13 protein-coding genes are annotated in these 18,443 nt (G+C 72.2%); 10 read left to right on the forward strand and 3 right to left on the reverse strand.

The window, feature by feature from the left end; all coding sequences use genetic code 11:
• Positions 1–81 precede the first annotated feature (81 nt).
• A complete protein-coding gene (locus tag ACFYQ6_RS33960; protein WP_361586647.1) occupies positions 82–1,161 on the forward strand; it encodes a glycosyltransferase family 4 protein in 1,080 nt (359 codons plus the stop codon).
• A gap of 473 nt (positions 1,162–1,634) precedes the next feature.
• Here the strand turns inward: ACFYQ6_RS33960 and ACFYQ6_RS33965 are convergent, their stop codons facing one another.
• The 3 genes from ACFYQ6_RS33965 to ACFYQ6_RS33975 all read right to left on the reverse strand — a co-directional run bounded on the left by ACFYQ6_RS33965 (position 1,635) and on the right by ACFYQ6_RS33975 (position 6,696).
• Complete coding sequence (locus ACFYQ6_RS33965) at positions 1,635–3,275, reverse strand: PucR family transcriptional regulator (RefSeq protein WP_361586645.1); 1,641 nt, start codon at positions 3,273–3,275, stop codon at positions 1,635–1,637.
• Positions 3,276–3,354: 79 nt separating this feature from the next.
• Positions 3,355–4,752 (reverse strand): FAD-binding oxidoreductase, encoded by a 1,398-nt coding sequence (locus ACFYQ6_RS33970; protein WP_388766692.1) that lies wholly within the window; start codon positions 4,750–4,752, stop codon positions 3,355–3,357.
• 141 nt (positions 4,753–4,893) lie between these two features.
• The gene (locus ACFYQ6_RS33975; RefSeq protein ID WP_361586674.1) at positions 4,894–6,696 is read right to left on the reverse strand and encodes a glycoside hydrolase family 15 protein; all 1,803 of its coding nucleotides are present in this window, start codon (positions 6,694–6,696) and stop codon (positions 4,894–4,896) included.
• Between the two features lie 437 nt (positions 6,697–7,133).
• On the opposite strand from ACFYQ6_RS33975, the gene ACFYQ6_RS33980 reads away from it, so the two are divergent.
• From ACFYQ6_RS33980 to ACFYQ6_RS34020, 9 genes are all read left to right on the forward strand, one after another.
• Positions 7,134–8,804, forward strand: coding sequence for a CTP synthase (locus tag ACFYQ6_RS33980; protein WP_361586639.1), 1,671 nt, complete (start codon positions 7,134–7,136; stop codon positions 8,802–8,804).
• 77 nt (positions 8,805–8,881) lie between these two features.
• Positions 8,882–9,508 carry an NUDIX domain-containing protein gene (locus tag ACFYQ6_RS33985; RefSeq protein WP_388766694.1) on the forward strand — a complete coding sequence of 209 codons (627 nt, stop codon included), beginning with the start codon at positions 8,882–8,884 and terminating at the stop codon, positions 9,506–9,508.
• A gap of 221 nt (positions 9,509–9,729) precedes the next feature.
• A complete protein-coding gene (locus ACFYQ6_RS33990; protein WP_388766696.1) occupies positions 9,730–11,802 on the forward strand; it encodes a tetratricopeptide repeat protein in 2,073 nt (690 codons plus the stop codon).
• A 143-nt stretch (positions 11,803–11,945) separates the two neighbouring features.
• Positions 11,946–13,061, forward strand: coding sequence for an alanine dehydrogenase (ald, locus tag ACFYQ6_RS33995; protein ID WP_361586672.1), 1,116 nt, complete (start codon positions 11,946–11,948; stop codon positions 13,059–13,061).
• A gap of 358 nt (positions 13,062–13,419) precedes the next feature.
• Positions 13,420–14,538 (forward strand): ParA family protein, encoded by a 1,119-nt coding sequence (locus ACFYQ6_RS34000; RefSeq protein ID WP_361586505.1) that lies wholly within the window; start codon positions 13,420–13,422, stop codon positions 14,536–14,538.
• The gene (locus ACFYQ6_RS34005) at positions 14,535–15,113 is read left to right on the forward strand and encodes a hypothetical protein (RefSeq protein ID WP_361586564.1); all 579 of its coding nucleotides are present in this window, start codon (positions 14,535–14,537) and stop codon (positions 15,111–15,113) included. The genes ACFYQ6_RS34000 and ACFYQ6_RS34005 overlap by 4 nt, the downstream gene beginning before the upstream one ends.
• Before the next feature lie 104 nt (positions 15,114–15,217).
• Positions 15,218–16,504 (forward strand): segregation/condensation protein A, encoded by a 1,287-nt coding sequence (locus ACFYQ6_RS34010; RefSeq protein ID WP_388766699.1) that lies wholly within the window; start codon positions 15,218–15,220, stop codon positions 16,502–16,504.
• Positions 16,501–17,151 (forward strand): SMC-Scp complex subunit ScpB, encoded by a 651-nt coding sequence (gene scpB / locus ACFYQ6_RS34015; RefSeq protein WP_361586511.1) that lies wholly within the window; start codon positions 16,501–16,503, stop codon positions 17,149–17,151. The genes ACFYQ6_RS34010 and scpB overlap by 4 nt, the downstream gene beginning before the upstream one ends.
• Positions 17,151–18,338, forward strand: a complete 1,188-nt coding sequence (locus tag ACFYQ6_RS34020) for a pseudouridine synthase (protein ID WP_388766701.1) — start codon at positions 17,151–17,153, stop codon at positions 18,336–18,338. Before scpB ends, ACFYQ6_RS34020 begins: the two co-directional genes overlap by 1 nt.
• Positions 18,339–18,443: the final 105 nt, after the last annotated feature.

The following is an 18,443-nucleotide window of genomic DNA, read 5'->3' on the forward strand; positions in this document are numbered from 1 at the left end:
TCGGTCCCGGAACGTGCGTACGGACTGGCATCCTTGGCGCTGTACCCCTCACCGACTCGGGAGCCCCGGGAGCCGATCAACGTGTCACAGCTGCGTACGGTCCAAGTACTGGGCGGCGGTGCCGGAAGCAGCGCTCATGTCAGTTCGCTCGCGGCGGGTCTGATCGCCAGGGGGGTGCAGGTCACCGTCTGCGCCCCGGCCGGGACGGGCCGCGCCCACGGCCTCCCCGCGACCGGCGCCCTCTTCGTCGCGGTGCCCCGCCGCAGCGACCCCGCGGCACTCGCCGCCCTCCGCACGGCGTGCACGGGCGCGGACATCGTCCACGCCCATGGACTCCACGCGGCCCTGCGCGCCGGGCTCGCGCTCAGCGGCCGGGGCACCCCGCTGGTCGTCACCTGGCACACCAGCGCGGACGTCGAGGGCGCCCGGGCCAGGCTCCAGCGGATGCTGGAGCGCAGGGCGGCCCGCGCGGCGGCCGTCGTGCTCGGTACGTCGTGGGACCTCGTCGACCGGGCCCGCCGCCGGGGAGCCAGGGACGCCAGGCTCGCCCCGGCGCCGGTCCCGGCGGGCCGTCTCCCCGGTGCCGCGGACGACGGCAAGCTGCGCGCCGAACTGGGAGCCGTGGGGAGGCCGTTGCTGGTGTCGGTGGCCCAGCCCGACCACGGCGTGCTCCTGGACGCCGCTCGCGAGTGGCAGGCGCTCGACCCCGCACCCCTGCTGGTCGTGGCGGGGGAGGGCCCCGAAGCCGGTGCCCTGCGGAGCCGGGCCGTGGAGGAGGGGCTGCCCGTCGCCTTCACCGACGCCCGGGACGGCTTCGCCGAACTCCTCTCCACCGCCGACCTCGCCCTCGTGGCGGGCCGGGGGGCGGCCGGCCCCTCACTCGCCCAGGAGGCGCTGCGGCTCGGTGTCCCGGTGGTCGCCACCCGTTCCGACGGACTGCCCGAGCTCGTCGGCGACGCGGCGGACCTGGTGGCGTACGGCGACGCCCCGGCACTCTCCGGCGCCGTCGCACAGCTCCTCGCCGACCCCGGCCGGCGGGCACGGCTCGCCGACGCGGGCCGCGCCCAGGCCGCGGGCTGGCCCACCGAGGAGGACACGATCGCCCATGTGCTCTCCGTCTACGACGAGTTGGCGCAGCCCCTCACGGTCGACCGCGCCTGAGCGGTCTCCTCGCGGGTCCGCCCGGCGTCGCCCCCGCGGGTCCGCTCCGCCCGCGACCCGAGCGGCCGGGGGGCGGCCGGAGTCACACGGTGCAGTCCTCCGGACCGGACGACCCGTCATAGCCTGACACCTTCACGGGCAGGCCCCGGCCGGGAACGGCCGCGTCGGCGGCCGCACAGACCAGCTGCTGCCGGGCGAGGGCGGACAGTGCCGTGACGGAGAGGAACCTGTCCAGGGCGACTGGCGGAGAAGCACCGGGCTGACCGGGACGGCGGCCACGGGCGCGTGCCTCGGGCGGAGTGACGGTGCCTCGGGTGATGTGCCCGCACCCAGGGCGGTGCGCCGGGGTGCTCGGGCGGTGTGACGGTGCCTCGGGTGATGTGCCCGAACCCAGGGCGGTGCGTCGCGGTGCTCGGGCGGTGTGACGGTGCCTCGGGTGATGTGCCCGAACCCAGGGCGGTGCGCCGGGGTGCTCAGGCGGTGTGACGGCGTGCCCGCAGGGCCAGGCTGAGCGCGAGCACCGACTGCGGGTCGTCCAGATCGGTGCCGAGCAGCTCGCCGATCCGGGCCAGCCTGTTGTAGAGGGTCTGCCGGTTCAGATGCAGATCTCGCGCCGCCTCCGCCTTGCGGCCCGCATGGGCGAGATACGCCTCCAGCGTGGGCAGCAGCTCGGGACGCGAGGTCCGGTCGTGCTCGCGCAACGGCCCGATCGCCCGGTCCACGAAGGACGCCAGGTCCGGGTGGTCCCGCAAACGCCACAGCAGCAGGTCGATGTCAAGACTTCGCGCGTCGAACCAGGGGCGCTCCGCGAGTCCCTGCGCCGCCGTCGCCGCCTCCGCCGCGTGCCGCAGCCCCGCCCCGGCGGCAGCCCATCCGCCCGGCGCGCCGACCACCACGACGACCGGTGTACGGCCTCCGGTCCCCTCCAGCCCCGCCCGGTGCGCGCCGGCCCGCAGCGCCGCCGCCACCCGGTCCGCCAGCGCCGGCCGTGCGGTCCCGGAGCGCAGGGCCAGCAGCAGCGGGACCCGGCCCTCGACCGGCCGCACCCCCACCAGCACCGGGACGCCCACCGCGGCGAGTTCCTCCGTCACGGCGCGGGCCAGCAGCGCCCAGCTGCCCGAGGGCGCCGACCCGGGGGAGAGCCGCATCACCACCGGCAGCAGCTGATCCGTGCCCGGTCTGAACCCCAGCACCCCGGCCTGCGCGGGCGCGTCACCCGGAGCGACCCGCCCCTCGGCGAGATCGGTGAGGAAGTCCCCGCGCCCCCGCGCCGCCACCTCTTCCTCCTGACGGGCCTGCATCAGCACGACGGCGACGATGCCCGCCGCCCGCTCCGCGGCCATCCGGTGCACCGCCACCAGCGGCCCCGACACCGGGAGCAGCACCAGCCGGGCCCGCACGGCACCGGTGCCCGGCCCGCCGCCCGGGACGTCCACCAGGACCGCGCCGGCCGGTGGTGCCTCCCGGGCCTCGCGGGCTCCGCGCAGTCCCTCCCAGACCTGGAGCGGATCGGCGCCCACCGGCCCGGTCCCGGGTCCCGCCGCGAACAGCAGGCCGCCGTCCGGGGTCTCCAGGAAGACCGGGTTGGCGGCGAAGTCCGCCACGATCCCCAGGACCTGCGGCACGCCTCCGCCGCCCAGCACCGCCTGCGTGCACCGGCGGTGGACCTCCTCGGCCCGCTGGAGGAGCGCGTAGTGGCCGTTGACGATCTCCGTGTGGATCGCCTCGGTCACCGCCACGAACGGCACCTCACGGTGCAGCTGCACGAGCGGCAGTCCCGCCGTCCGCGCCGCGTCCACGATCGCCGCGGGGAGCCGGCTGAAGCGCGGGCCGAGCTCCACCACCAGGGCCGCGATGCCGCTGTCGGCCAGCCTGCGCACGAACGCACGCTGCTCGGCGGGCCGGGACCCGATCCCGAGCCCGGTCGTGAGCAGCAGCTCCCCGCCCTTGAGCAGGGCCGGGAGATTGGGTGCCTCACCGGCGTGCACCCAGCGCACCGCGCGGTCCAGGCGGTCCTCACACGTCAGTACCTCGGGCAGGCCGGCGCGCAGCCCCGGCAGCTCGAGCGCCCGCCGTACGGTGATCCCGCCTTCTGTGCCGCCCTCTGCGCCCACTGATCCGGCCTCGTGTTCCCGCTCGCCCGTGACGGGGCGAACGCCCCGGTCAGGAAGCTACCGGGCCCGGCCCGGCACGTCACACCAGGGCGACGGCGGGCTTCACGTTGTGGTTCAGGTGGAACACGTTGTCGGGGTCGTAGCGCGCCTTGACGCGTGACAGCCGCTCGTAGGCCTGCTCCCCGAAGCCGGCGACCACCCGCTCCTGGCCCTCGCGCCCGATGAAGTTGAGGTAGACGTCCCCGCTCGCCCACGGCATCACCGCGGCCCGCACCTCGCGCACCCACCGCTTGGCCCGCTCGTCGTCGGCCGGGCTCTCCCACACGCCGAACGGATGGACGGCCCACGGGGAGGTACGCCAGGGCAGCGGGTAGTCCGCGGGCCCCCGGGCCACCGCCCCGCCCATCGGGAACAGCACGTGCTGCGTGCCGGTGGGGACGGGCATCGTCTCGCCGCCGGCGCAGAAGGCCGCCGCCGCCTCGTCGGGCAGGCCTCGCAGATACTCGGCGGACCAGTAGTTCCGCATCCCGGGCGGGTCGTCGAGCATGCACTGCAGATCCGCGTACGCGACCGCGTCGATCACCTCGGCGTCGGGCCCCAGCGCGCGCAGAGGAGCCGCCACGTCGTGCGCCTCCGCCTCCGGGCCGGCGTAGGTGAGCAGTACCGCGCAGGCGCGACGGCCCACCATGGCCTCGGGCACCCACTCCTCCGGGGGGCCGGTGAGATAGATGCAGCCGCCGCCCACGGCGTCAGGGGCCGACTCCATCACGTCCCGGTACGTACGGACCACCTCGGGCCCCCGCTCCGGCCGGAAGAGGAGCAGCGCCATGTTCATCGCGGGCAGGTCGTGCAGCCGCAGCGTCAGCGAGGTGACCACACCGAAGTTCCCGCCGCCGCCGTGCAGGGCCCAGAACAGTTCCGGATTCTCGTCCGCGCTCGCGCGGACCGTGGTGCCGTCCGCCGTCACGACATCGGCGGCCAGCAGGTTGTCGCAGGCCAGGCCGAATGCGCGCTCCAGCCAGCCCGAGCCGCCGCCCAGGGTGAAGCCACCGACCCCGGTGGTGGAGACCCGGCCGCCCGTGGTCGCCAGGGCGAAGGGCTGGGTGGCGCGGTCGAGATCGCTCATGACGGCGCCGCCGCCGACGCGGGCGGACATGGCGTCCCGGTCCACACCGACTCCGCTCATCCGGCGCAGATCGATCACCAGACCGCCCTCGCTCAGAGCCATGCCCGCCACGCTGTGGCCGCCCCCGCGCACGGCGACCTCCAGCTCGTGGTCGCGCGCGAAGCGCAGCGCCCGCGCGACATCCGGTTCGTCCGCGCACTGGGCGACCACGGCCGGTCTGCGGTCGATCATGCTGTTGAAGACGGTGCGTGCCTCGTCGTAGCCCGGGTCGCCGGGTGCGTGGACCTCACCGGAGAAATCGGAGCGCAGGCCGGTCAGGGCGGCGTCCGTCAAAGGGGTGGGGGGTGTCATGTGGTGCCCCCTTCGCAGGGCCTGAACAGGACCTTCCCATCGTAGGCCCGGCCAGGGACATCGGCCGTTCCACAGGGTCGGTCCCGTCACACCCCTGCGGGTGCCACAGGGCCGGGCCCCGTGACACCCCACCCCGTGGGGTCAGCCGGCGTACGCCCCGCTCGCCGTCAGCCGGAGCGCCGTGTCGATCAGCGGCACATGGCTGAACGCCTGCGGGAAGTTGCCCACCTGACGCTGGAGACGTGAGTCCCACTCCTCGGCCAGCAGGCCGAGGTCGTTGCGCAGCGACAGCAGCTTCTCGAAGAGCCGGCGGGCCTCGTCGACCCGGCCGATCATCGCCAGGTCGTCCGCCAGCCAGAACGAGCAGGCCAGGAACGCGCCCTCGTCGCCCTCCAGGCCGTCCACACCCGCGTCCTCACCCTCGGTCGGGTAGCGCAGGACGAAACCGTCCTCCGTGGACAGCTCGCGCTGGATCGCCTCGATCGTGCCGATGACCCGCTTGTCGTCCGGAGGCAGGAAGCCCATCTGCGGGATCAGCAGCAGCGACGCGTCCAGCTCCTTGGAGCCGTAGGACTGCGTGAAGGTGTTGCGCTCCGGGTCGTAGCCCCGCTCGCAGACATCGCGGTGGATGTCGTCCCGCAGCTGGTACCACCGCTCGAGCGGGCCCTCCGTGTCCCCGGACTCGATCAGCTTGATCGTCCGGTCCACGGCGACCCAGGCCATGACCTTGGAGTGCACGAAGTGCCGGCGCGGGCCGCGCACCTCCCAGATGCCCTCGTCGGGCTCGTCCCAGTGCTTCTCCAGGTAGCTGATCAGCTTGAGCTGGAGGCCCATGGCGTAGTCGTTGCGGGTCAGACCCGTCATGTGCGCCAGGTGCAGGGCCTCGGTGACCTCGCCGTAGACGTCGAGCTGGAGCTGGTTCGCCGCGCCGTTACCGACCCGCACCGGGCCGGAGTTCTCGTAACCCGGAAGCCAGTCCAGCTCCGCCTCGCCGAGCTCGCGCTCGCCCGCGATGCCGTACATGATCTGAAGATTCTCCGGGTCGCCCGCCACGGCCCGCAGCAGCCACTCGCGCCAGGCGCGGGCCTCCTCGCGGTAACCCGTGCGCAGCAGGGACGAGAGCGTGATCGCCGCGTCGCGCAGCCAGGTGTAGCGGTAGTCCCAGTTGCGCGAGCCGCCGATGTCCTCGGGGAGCGAGGTGGTCGGTGCGGCGACGATGCCCCCGGTCGGGGCGTAGGTGAGCGCCTTCAGGGTGATCAGCGAGCGGACGACCGCCTCACGGTAGGGGCCGTGGTACGTGCAGTGCTCGACCCACTCGCGCCAGAAGGTCTCCGTGGCCTCCAGGGAGCCCTCCGGCTCCGGCATGGCGGGCGGCTCGTGGTGCGAGGGCTGCCAGCTGATCGTGAAGGCGATCCGGTCGCCCGGGGACACGGCGAAGTCGGAGTACGTGGTCAGATTCTGGCCGTACGTCTCCGCGTCGGTGTCCAGCCACACCGAGTCGGGGCCCGCGACGGCCACCGTGCGGCCGTCGACCTTGTGGACCCACGGGGTGACGCGTCCGTAACTGAAACGCATCCGGAGCTCGGAGCGCATCGGAACCCGGCCGCTCACACCCTCCACGATACGGATGAGCTGCGGCGCGCCGTCACGCGGCGGCATGAAATCCGTCACGCGGACCGTACCGCGGTCGGTGTCCCACTCCGATTCCAGGACGAGTGAGTCGCCGCGATAACGGCGCCGGTCCGCCGGCGGAGGCTCCGCCCCCTCGGGGCGGGCGGGACCGATCCGCCAGAAACCGTTCTCCTCGGTGCCGAGAAGTCCGGCGAAAATTGCATGGGAGTCGAAGCGGGGAAGACACAGCCAGTCCGCTGTGCCGTCCCGGCAGACCAGGGCAGCGGTCTGCATGTCTCCGATGAGTGCGTAATCCTCGATGCGCCCGGCCACGTGCTTCTCCAGTCGAACGGCCATGTCGCCCCGCAGGGCGCTAACTACTGGTCAAGGGGTCGTTGTAATAGAACCGACGAGCTCTTGCACGGGTGAGCGGGCTGGGGTGGAGCCGCTGGGCCGGCCAACTCGGCAGCGAGTGTCCGAGCAGGATACGACGCACCTGGGAGATCCGCGCGACTGTCTGCAGGTTGTCCGCCCTCTGTCACCAGTTATGGGTGGGACTCGCGACGAGTGTGGTGATCTTGTGCCCGCGAGGGACGGGGCATGGCCGGAAGCAGCCTCCCTCCGTCGCTGTTACCCTGGTAGCCCGTGGACCGGTGGTCGTCCCGACAGTGGACGAGGCCCCCGAACCGCAGCGACGGCACCTCCGGAAATCTCCGTGAGGCTCGCCGGAACGCACCTCACGATCGCGACCACGGGAGCCCCCTTTGGCTATGCAGCCCACATCCACGACGACCAAGCACATCTTCGTCACCGGGGGTGTCGCCTCCTCCCTCGGCAAGGGTCTGACTGCCTCCAGCCTGGGTGCCCTGCTCAAGGCACGTGGCCTCCGGGTCACCATGCAGAAGCTCGACCCCTATCTCAACGTCGACCCCGGCACGATGAACCCCTTCCAGCACGGTGAGGTGTTCGTCACCAACGACGGCGCCGAGACCGACCTGGACATCGGCCACTACGAGCGCTTCCTCGACGTCGACCTCGACGGCTCGGCCAACGTCACCACCGGCCAGGTCTACAACACGGTCATCGCCAAGGAACGCCGCGGCGAGTACCTCGGCGACACCGTGCAGGTCATCCCGCACATCACCAACGAGATCAAGCACCGCATCCGCCGCATGGCGACCGACGACGTCGACGTCGTCATCACCGAGGTCGGCGGCACCGTCGGCGACATCGAGTCGCTGCCCTTCCTGGAGACGGTCCGCCAGGTCCGCCACGAGGTGGGCCGCGACAACGTCTTCGTCGTGCACATCTCGCTGCTGCCCTACATCGGTCCGTCCGGCGAGCTGAAGACCAAGCCCACCCAGCACTCCGTCGCCGCCCTGCGCAACATCGGTATCCAGCCGGACGCCATCGTGCTGCGCGCCGACCGTGACGTCCCGACCGCCATCAAGCGCAAGATCTCGCTGATGTGCGACGTCGACGAGGCGGCGGTCGTGGCCTGCGTGGACGCCAAGTCGATCTACGACATCCCCAAGGTGCTGCACACCGAGGGCCTCGACGCCTACGTCGTCCGCAAGCTCGACCTGCCGTTCCGCGACGTCGACTGGACCACCTGGGACGACCTGCTGGACCGCGTCCACAACCCCGACCACGAGGTCACCGTCGCCCTGGTCGGCAAGTACATCGACCTGCCGGACGCCTACCTCTCGGTCACCGAGGCCATCCGGGCCGGCGGCTTCGCCAACAAGGCCCGCGTCAAGGTCAAGTGGGTCGCGTCCGACGACTGCAAGACCCCGGCCGGCGCCGCGAAGCAGCTCGGTGACGTCGACGCCGTCTGCATCCCCGGCGGCTTCGGCGAGCGCGGCGTGATCGGCAAGGTCGGCGCGATCCAGTACGCCCGCGAGAACAAGGTGCCGCTGCTCGGCCTCTGCCTCGGCCTCCAGTGCATCGTGATCGAGGCCGCGCGGAACCTCGCGGGGATCACCGACGCCAACTCCACCGAGTTCGACGCCGCCACGGCCCACCCCGTCATCTCGACGATGGAGGAGCAGCTCGCCTACGTCGAGGGCGCGGGCGACCTCGGCGGCACCATGCGGCTCGGCATGTACCCGGCGAAGCTCGCCGAGGGCTCCCTGGTCCGCGAGGCCTACGCCGGCGAGCCGTACGTCGAGGAGCGCCACCGCCACCGCTACGAGGTCAACAACGGCTACCGCGCGGAGCTGGAGAAGAAGGCCGGACTGGTCTTCTCCGGCACCTCGCCGGACAACAAGCTCGTCGAGTACGTCGAGTACCCGCGCGAGGCGCACCCCTACCTGGTCGCCACCCAGGCGCACCCGGAGCTGCGCTCCCGCCCGACGCGCCCCCACCCGCTCTTCGCCGGCCTGGTGAAGGCCGCCGTGGAGCGCAAGGTCGCCGCGCAGGGGACGGGCGCCGACGCGTAAGGCGATACGGTTGACCGGGGTACGGATCCTTCACGGGATGCGTACCCCGGTTTCTGTTTGTTCGTGGGAGGACGTAGATGGGTTTCCAGGACACGCCCGAGGAGTGGCAGGTCACCGCGTCGGTGACCCCCTTCACCGGTAACAAGACCAGCGTCCGCACCGACGACGTCGTGATGCCCGACGGCAGCGTCCACAGCCGCGACTACCAGGTCCACCCCGGCTCCGTCGCCGTGCTCGCGCTCGACGAGGACGGCCGGGTCCTGGTCCTGCGGCAGTACCGCCACCCGGTGCGCCACAAGCTCTGGGAGATCCCCGCCGGGCTGCTCGACGTCCCCGGCGAGAACCCTCTGCACGCGGCACAGCGTGAGCTGTACGAGGAGGCCCACGTCAAGGCCGAGGACTGGCGGGTGCTGACCGACGTCTACACGACGCCGGGCGGCTGCGACGAGGCCGTGCGCGTCTTCCTCGCCCGGAACCTCTCCGAGGCCGAGGGCGAACGCTTCGCGGTGGCCGAGGAGGAGGCCGACATGGAGCAGGCCAGGGTGCCGCTGCAGGAGCTCGTCCGGGGTGTGCTCGCCGGAGACCTGCACAACAACTGCCTGGTCGTGGGCGTCCTCTCGCTCACCGCGGTGCTCGCGGGCGACGGGGTGGACTCGCTGCGCCCGGCCGAGGCGCCGTGGCCCGCGCGCCCGTTCGAGTCCTGACCGGGCCGCTCCCGCACCCGTCTCCGGTCCGTCCTCCCCGGGCGGCCGGCGGCGGGCCGCCAGGCGGCCGCAACCATCGCCAGATCGTACGAAATGCTGATCCGAACGGGGGAAGTGCCCGCCGCGCTCGGCCGTGATCGCCCGCACCACTGAACTACGCTCGAAAGGCCCCGACCGGAGTTCCGGCGGGCAACCGCGTGCAGCGAAGTGGAGCGTGGCCCGTGACCGATCAGGCGGTGGACACCAGCGGCCCGGCCGAAGCGGCGGGGACAGCGGGAGCCGAGGGACCGCCCGACCTGACTCCATCTCAGTTCTTCGGCCGCGAACGCGAGTTGAAATCCCTTCAGGAGGACATCGAGCGCGCCGGTCTGGACACCCTGGCCGGCCGCAAGGCGGCCCGTGCCAGGGTCCTGCTGATCGCCGGCCGGCCCGGATCCGGACGCACCGCCCTCGCCGCCGAGCTGACCCGGCGGGTCGCCGAATCCGGCGACCACCCCGACGGCGTCTTCCGGATCTCGCTCACGGAGCCGGGCGGTGAACGCGTCCCGGCCGAACGCACCGCACGCGAACTGCTCGGCCTGCTCCACATCGCCGCCCCGCCCGGCGCCGACGAGGACGAGCTCTCCGAGATGGTCCGCGAGGCGTTCGCGGTACGCCGCGCCCTGATCCAGCTCGACGACGCGGTGGACGCCGAACAGGTCGATCCGCTGCTGCCGGACAACCCGGACTGCCTGGTGGTCGCCACCTCCACCGGCCCCCTCACCGGCATCCCGGGCGTCCGCCCGTGCACCCTCGGCGGGCTCGACGCGGGCTCCGCGGTCCAGTTGCTCGCCCGCAGCATCGGCCAGGTCCGCATCACCGTCGATCCGAGGGCCGCCGAGACGCTCGCGGAGGAGTGCGGAGGGCTGCCCGCCGCGCTGACCCTGGTCGCGGGCTGGCTCGCCGCTCGTCCCGGCGCATCGGTCGCGGATGCCACCAAGCAACTCCTCGACCAGCAGGACGAACCGGAACAGCCCGCCGCGGCACGTCCGTTGACCCGCGCCTTCCGGCTGGCCCACGAGTCGCTGCCGCCGGCCGCCGCCCGGATACTGCGGCTGCTCGCCCTGGCACCCGCGGGACTGGCCGACGCCCACACCGCGTCCGCGCTGGCCGGCTGCTCCGTGTCGGCCGCCCAGACCACCCTGGACGACTTCGTCCGCCTCGGGCTGCTGCGGACGAACGGCGCGCGACAGCCGCAGTACGAGGTGCCAGGCTGCCTGGCCCCGCTGGTGCGCGCCGTGCTGGAGGAGCGGGAGAGGCCCGCCGAGATCCAGCTCGCGCGGGCCAGGATGCTGGAGCGGACCGTGCGCCGGCTCCAGGCGTGCCGCGCCGTCACCGACCCCGAGGACTCCCCGGCCCGCCGCAGGCTCGCCGGGCTGCCGCGCTCGCTGCGCTTCCCCGATCCGGGGTCCGCCGCCGAGTGGCTGCGGATCCGTGAGCCCGCCCTGCTGGCCTCCGCCCGGCTCGCGGTGCGGGACGGCGAACTGGACACCCTCGCCCGCCGGCTGGTGGCCGCCCTCGTCCGCGCCCTCGCCGTGCACCGGGGGACCGAGGACGCCGCTCCCGTGCTGTACGGGCTGCACGGGCTGGTTCTCGACGTGGCGGAGCGCCGCGACCTGCCCAGGGAGAAGGCCGCGGCGCTGCTCAACCTCGCCGATCTGGACGCCAGGACCGGCCGTACGCGAGAGGCCCTGAACCGCTACCGGGCCGCACTCGACGCCGGACGCGCGGCGAACGACCTCTACGCGACCGGCAGGGCGATGGAATCCGCAGGCGGTGCCTACGCGGAACTGGGTGACTACAACCGGGCGTCCGACTGGTACGGCCGGGCCCTCGCCCAGCGGCTCACGCAGGGTGAGGCGGCCGACGCGGCGCGGCTGTACGGGCGCCTCGGAGCCGTCCACACGTACACCGGACGGTACGGCGAGGCCTTGCGCAACTGGCGGGCCGCGGCGGCGGGCCACCGCAGGCTCGGGGACCTGCCGGCCCAGGCGCGGGCGCTCGGCGAGGCGGCGCGGGTCCAGGAGTACGCGGGCCGGCCGCAGGAGTGTCTGCACACCTGCCGTGAGGCGGTCGACCTGGCGCGCAGGGCGGGTGACGTGCGTCTCCAGGCGGCGCTGGAGCTCCGGCTGGCCGACACCCTTGACCGGCTGGGAGACCCGGCGGCAGCCAGGCTGCACCGCTCGGCCGCCGACAGATTGCTGGGTGAGGAAGGCTCGACCTACGAAATCCGTAGTACTTCGATCGAAACTTAATGCTTTGTAAGGCTGGACAGCGGGAAGTCCTTCATTAATGATGGCTCTGCCGCAGATCTCTGCGGTGTCTCCCCTTATGCTTGGTTCATGCGGGTATGACCCGTTATGCCCAGCCAGCCTCCGAGTCAAGGACCGTGATCGACGTGAAGGTCGGCATCCCCCGCGAAGTCAAGAACAACGAGTTCCGGGTGGCGATCACCCCTGCCGGAGTGCATGAGCTCGTACGCCACGGACATCAGGTCCTCGTCGAGCAGCACGCGGGGGAGGGGTCCTCCATCCCGGACGCCGAGTACGTCGCCGCCGGCGCGCGGATCCTGCCCACCGCCGACGAGGTCTGGGCGGAGGCCGACCTCCTGCTGAAGGTCAAGGAGCCGGTCGCCGAGGAGTACCACCGCCTCCGCAAGGGGCAGACGCTCTTCACCTACCTCCACCTCGCCGCATCCCGCGAGTGCACGGACGCCCTGCTCGCGTCCGGCACGACCGCCATCGCGTACGAGACCGTCGAGACCGCGAACCGCGCGCTGCCGCTGCTCGCCCCCATGTCCGAGGTCGCCGGCCGCCTCGCCCCGCAGGTCGGCGCGTACCACCTGATGCGCTCGGTCGGCGGGCGCGGTGTGCTGCCCGGTGGTGTCCCCGGTACCGGATCGGCCCGTGCGGTCGTCATCGGCGGCGGTGTCTCCGGCTGGAACGCCACGCAGATCGCCGTCGGGCTCGGCTTCCACGTCACGCTGCTCGACAAGGACATCAACAAGCTCCGCGAGGCAGACAAGATCTTCGGCACCCGGGTGCGGACGGTCGTCTCCAACGCGCTGGAGCTCGAGAAGGCCGTCGTCGAGGCCGACCTCGTCGTGGGTGCCGTGCTGATCCCCGGCGCCAAGGCGCCGAAGCTGGTCACCAACGAGCTGGTCGCCAAGATGAAGCCCGGAAGTGTTCTTGTCGACATTGCGATCGACCAGGGAGGATGCTTCGAGGACTCGCATCCGACGACGCACGCCGAGCCGACCTTCACCGTCCACAACTCGGTCTTCTACTGTGTCGCGAACATGCCGGGCGCCGTGCCGAACACCTCCACCTACGCGCTGACGAACGCCACGCTGCCCTACATCCTGGAGCTCGCGAACCGCGGCTGGGCCGAGGCCCTGCGCCGTGACGCCGCGCTGGCCAAGGGCCTCAACACCCATGACGGCCAGGTGGTTTACCGCGAGGTCGCCGAGGCGCACGGGCTCGACCACGTGGAACTGAGCACGCTCGTCGGCTGAGCGGTCAACGCCTTCCGTCAACCTCATGCGTCCGGCCGGACCTTGCCCAGCAAGGTCCGGCCGGACGCATGAGGGGCCCCGGCCCAACTCGCCGGAGACATAACCCTCTACCCTTTTTGCACCCCGGCGAAAGGTGTCCCTCGGGTGCCCCGCACCCTTGACAGCGGGGTGTTCGATTGCCGACACATCGGGCCGGGTCCGGCGGATTGTGTTGCTGCGAACCGGTGACACGCCATAGAGTCGCCAATCGTCGGCATGGTGCCACGCTGACCTATCGATAAGTTTCCTGGTCACATCCAAGGAGGTAAGACGACTTGTGAATGAGTCGACAATTACTCCCGGGGGTGGTCAACCAGGGATGCCTGCACGGGGTCTGAGCCCGATCGGGCTCGAAGCTGTCGGCTCCGTCGCTGTCCGCACCTTCGCCACCCACCAGCACATGACGACAGCCCCCCAGATGATGGACGGCCTACACGTGAACGCCATGGCCGGCAACGAAAGTGGCCGGGAGACCGCCCCCTTCGCCGACTTCGCCGAGGTGCCCGAGGGGCACTTCTACGACCCCGATGCCGAATACGAGCCCGATCCGGAGTACGCGGCCACGCTCGCGCCCGACGCCGCTCGCCAGCGCCGCGAGCGGATCGGCCCCACCGGCCGGCCGCTGCCGTACTTCCCGATTCCCGGTCCGCTGACCGACCACGGCCCCGCGAAGATCATCGCGATGTGCAACCAGAAGGGCGGCGTGGGCAAGACCACGTCGACCATCAACCTGGGTGCCGCGCTCGCCGAGTACGGCCGGCGTGTCCTGCTCGTGGACTTCGACCCGCAGGGCGCCCTGTCGGTCGGCCTCGGGGTCAACCCGATGGAGCTCGACCTCACCGTCTACAACCTGCTCATGGAGCGGGGCATGGCGGCGGACGAGGTCCTGCTGAAGACCGCCGTGCCCAACATGGACCTGCTCCCCAGCAACATCGACCTCTCGGCCGCCGAGGTGCAGCTGGTGAGCGAGGTGGCCCGGGAGTCGACGCTTCAGCGTGCCCTCAAGCCGCTGATGGCCGACTACGACTACATCGTGATCGACTGTCAGCCCTCGCTCGGCCTGCTCACCGTGAACGCCCTGACGGCGGCTCACAAGGTGATAGTCCCGCTCGAGTGCGAGTTCTTCGCGCTGCGCGGTGTGGCACTGCTCACCGAGACCATCGAGAAGGTCCAGGAGCGGCTCAACCCCGAGCTGGAGCTGGACGGCATCCTCGCCACCATGTACGACTCCCGCACGGTGCACAGCCGTGAGGTGCTCGCGCGCGTCGTCGAGGCCTTCGACGACCACGTCTACCACACGGTCATCGGCCGCACGGTGCGCTTCCCGGAGACCACGGTCGCCGGTGAGCCCATCACCACGTACGCGTCCAACTCCGTCGGTGCCGCGGCCTACCGTCAGCTCGCCAGGGAGGTGCTCGCCCGGTGTCACGCCGAGTGAGTCTGCCGGGGGCCGACGAGTTGTTCCGTACCACCGGGGGCATGGGCCTACAGGCCTCGTCCCCTGCCGAGAGGCGACGCAAGGCGAACGGCGAACCGCGGGTGCCCGCACCGTCCGGGGCGAACGATCCGGCGGAGCAGGGCGGCACGGCCGGTGGCGGTGACACGCCTGCCGGGACGTCCCGCGAGGAGCACTCCGCGGCGGACGCGGACGGCGGTGGCTCACGCAGCCGCGCCGGGGGTGAGGAACGAGGTGCGCCTGCCCCGCCCCGTACGGCACCGGCACCACCGCAGGAGGCGGCCGCGCCCACCGTCCAGCCCCAGCGGGCTCGGGGGCAGGGACGGGGAGCGAACCGGCGGCCGAGCGGCCGCGAGCGGCACGACGAGAAGATCACCGTCTACGTCTCGGCCGAGGAACTGATGGACCTCGAACACGCGCGGCTCGTGCTGCGCGGTGAGCACGGTCTGGCGGTCGACCGGGGGCGCATCGTCCGCGAGGCGGTCGCCGTGGTCCTCGCCGACCTGGAGTCCAGAGGCGACGCGAGCATCCTCGTGCGGAGGCTGCGGGGCCGCTGACCGGCGCCGCGCCGGTAGCCTGCCGGGAGAGGGACGCCGCCGAAAGGGCGGCCCCGCCCCAGGGCCACCGCCCGACTCCCCGCCGGACATCTGGACCCCAGCACATGCCGACAGCCGACGACCCGCCCCGCCCGACCCGCCGTGCTCTCGGCCGCGGGCCGGGGATACGGCCTGCGACGGCTCCCGCGGACCCCGTGGACTCTCCCGGCGGCCCGGCACCGGCGGCCCGTGCGCTTCCCGTGGTCCCCGCGGTTCCTGCGGCGCCCGTGGTTCCGGCGGAGCCCGCAGCGGCCTCGGCGCCCCCTGAGGCGCCCGGAGCCCCGTACGGGGAGGAGGCGGCGGCTCACGCCCCGCAGGCGCTCCAGGGCCCCCTGGAGCCCGCCGAGAGGCCTTCGACGGCGGGCAGGGAGACGCTCACGGCCGTACGGGCTCCGGCTTCCGCGGAGACCGGCCCCGCAGAGACGGCCCCCGCGGAGACCGGCCCCGCAGAGTCGGTCCCCGCTAAGGTCGGCCCCGCAGAGTCGGTCCCCGCTAAGGCCGGCCCCGCAGAGACCGGGCCCGCCGGAACCGCCTCCGAAGGCGACGACCGCCGGTTCACCGTGCGGCTGGTCAACTTCGAGGGCCCCTTCGACCTGCTCCTCCAGCTGATCTCCAAGCACAAGCTCGACGTGACCGAGGTGGCGCTGTCGAAGGTCACCGACGAGTTCATGGCCCACATCCGCGCCATGGGCCCGGACTGGGACCTCGACCAGACCACCGAGTTCCTGGTCGTCGCCGCTACCCTCCTCGATCTGAAGGCCGCCCGGCTGCTCCCCACCGCCGAGGTGGAGGACGAGGCGGACCTCGCCCTCCTTGAGGCGCGGGACCTGCTCTTCGCGCGACTGCTCCAGTACCGCGCGTACAAGCGGATCGCGGAGATCTTCAGCGACCGCCTGGAGGCCGAGTCCCGTCGCCACCCCCGCACCGTGGGGCTGGAACCCCAGCACGCCGAGCTGCTTCCCGAGGTCGTGATCAGCATCGGTCCCGAGGGATTCGCCCGGCTCGCGGTGAAGGCGATGCAGCCCAGGCCGAAGCCACAGGTGTACGTCGACCACATCCACGCCCCCCTGGTGAGCGTCCGCGAACAGGCCGAGATCGTCGTGGCCCGGCTGCGCGCGGAGGGTGAGATCAGCTTCGCGGACCTCACCGGCGACGCGGCGGACACCCTCACGGTCGTCGCCCGGTTCCTGGCCCTCCTGGAGCTCTACCGCGAGAAGGCGGTCGCTCTCGACCAGGAGGAGGCGCTCGGCGACCTCATGGTCCGCTGGGCCGGGGGAGAGGGAGCCGAGCCCGTGGTCACGGACGAGTTCGACCAAGAGGTGCCCGAGCCGCAGGAGGACGTACAGGCATGAGAACGGACGACGACGGGCGTGACGGCACGGTGGCCGGGCTCGACCTCAAGCCCGCGCTGGAGGCGGTCCTCATGGTCGTGGACGAGCCCGCCACCGAGGAGCACCTCGCCAAGGTCCTCCAGCGGCCCCGCAGAGCCGTGGCGGACGCCCTGCGGGCCCTTTCCGACGAGTACACCGTCCAGCGCCGCGGATTCGACCTGAGGCGCGTCGCCGGGGGCTGGCGCTTCTACACCCGGCCGGAGTACGCGCCGGCCGTGGAGGGCTTCGTCCTGGACGGCCAGCACGCCCGGCTCACCCAGGCGGCGCTGGAGACCCTCGCGGTGGTCGCGTACCGCCAGCCGGTGAGCCGTTCGAGGGTCTCGGCGGTACGCGGAGTGAACTGCGACGGCGTCATGCGGACCCTCCTCCAGAGGGGTCTGGTCGAGGAGGCGGGCGCGGAACCCGAAACAGGTGCGATCCTGTACAGGACGACGAACTACTTTCTGGAGCGCATGGGCCTGCGAGGCCTGGACGAGCTCCCGGAGCTCGCGCCCTTCCTCCCGGAGGCGGACGCGATCGAGGCTGAGACGCTAGAGGGTGTGCCGTCGTTCGATCCGGACGCACCGGACACCCCGGATACTCACGCAGACGACAAGACGGATTTTTGATGCGAAGCAGTGGCAGGAACAGCGGAAGCGGCAGCGGCGGCAGCAGGAGCGGCGGCGGCAACAGCGGCGGCAGCAGGAGCGGCGGCGGCAGGAGCGGCGGCCCCGGCGGCAGGAACAACAGCGGCACCGGCCGGAACAGCAACCCGAACCCCCGGGTCTCCGGCTCCGGGCGTGACGACAAGCAGGAGCAGCGCCCCCGCCGTCCCCGTCCCGAGGAGCGCCGCTACGACGTGGGCTCCGACAAGCCGGGCGGCGACGGAGGCCCCCGCAAGGGCCGCGGCGCGGCGGCCCGCGGCGGCGCCAAGGGCGGACCGAAGCCCGCCCAGAACGTGAGCAAGGGCGGTCGCCGCCAGGGCGCCCCGTCCCGCCCCAGGGAGCTCGACGCCAAGATCGAGCAGCGCAACCGCGACCGGTACGCCGAGAAGCCCGACATCAAGCTGCCCAAGACCCACCCGGGCGCCGAGCAGGAGGGCGAGCGGCTGCAGAAGATCCTCGCCCGGGCCGGCATGGGCTCGCGCCGCGCCTGCGAGGAGCTGATCGAGCAGGCCAGGGTCGAGGTCAACGGAGAGATCGTCCTCGAGCAGGGCATGCGCGTGGACCCGCAGAAGGACGAGATCAAGGTCGACGGCCTGACCGTCGCGACCCAGTCGCACCTCTTCTTCGCGCTGAACAAGCCCGCCGGTGTCGTCTCCACCATGGGCGACCCGGACGGCCGCCAGAACCTCGGTGACTACGTCACCAACCGCGAGACGCGGCTCTTCCATGTCGGGCGCCTCGACACCGAGACCGAGGGCATCATCCTGCTCACCAACCACGGCGAGCTGGCCCACCGTCTGACGCACCCCAAGTACGGGGTGAAGAAGACCTACCTGGCCGCCATCCAGGGTCCGCTGCCGCGTGACCTCGGCAAGCGCCTCAAGGACGGCATCCAGCTGGAGGACGGCTACGCCCGCGCCGACCACTTCCGTGTCGTCGAGAACACCGGCAAGAACTACCTCGTCGAGGTCACCCTCCACGAGGGCCGCAAGCACATCGTCCGGCGGATGCTGGCCGAGGCCGGCTTCCCGGTCGAGCGCCTGGTGCGCACCTCCTTCGGACCCATCCCGCTGGGCGACCAGAAGTCCGGCTGGCTGCGTCGCCTGACCAACACCGAGGTGGGCATGCTGATGCGCGAGGTCGGCCTGTAGTCCACGCCCCTCCCCGAACGGCCCGCGGCCGGTTCCTCGTTCAGTTTTTCGAACGGGAACCGGCCGCGGGCCTTTTGCCGTCGCCGTTTCTTCTTTATAGTCAGA

This window comes from Streptomyces sp. NPDC005494, assembly GCF_042872025.1.
In the GTDB taxonomy this organism is placed as follows: domain Bacteria; phylum Actinomycetota; class Actinomycetes; order Streptomycetales; family Streptomycetaceae; genus Streptomyces.

Coding starts and splice junctions, on each gene's coding strand:
- ACFYQ6_RS33970 (WP_388766692.1), bottom strand. CDS start 4,752: ATGACACCCCCCACCCCTTTGACGGACGCCGCCCTGACCGGCCTGCGC.
- ACFYQ6_RS33980 (WP_361586639.1), top strand. CDS start 7,134: ATGCAGCCCACATCCACGACGACCAAGCACATCTTCGTCACCGGGGGT.
- ACFYQ6_RS33985 (WP_388766694.1), top strand. CDS start 8,882: ATGGGTTTCCAGGACACGCCCGAGGAGTGGCAGGTCACCGCGTCGGTG.
- ACFYQ6_RS34000 (WP_361586505.1), top strand. CDS start 13,420: ATGCCTGCACGGGGTCTGAGCCCGATCGGGCTCGAAGCTGTCGGCTCC.
- ACFYQ6_RS34010 (WP_388766699.1), top strand. CDS start 15,218: ATGCCGACAGCCGACGACCCGCCCCGCCCGACCCGCCGTGCTCTCGGC.
- scpB (WP_361586511.1), top strand. CDS start 16,501: ATGAGAACGGACGACGACGGGCGTGACGGCACGGTGGCCGGGCTCGAC.
- ACFYQ6_RS34020 (WP_388766701.1), top strand. CDS start 17,151: ATGCGAAGCAGTGGCAGGAACAGCGGAAGCGGCAGCGGCGGCAGCAGG.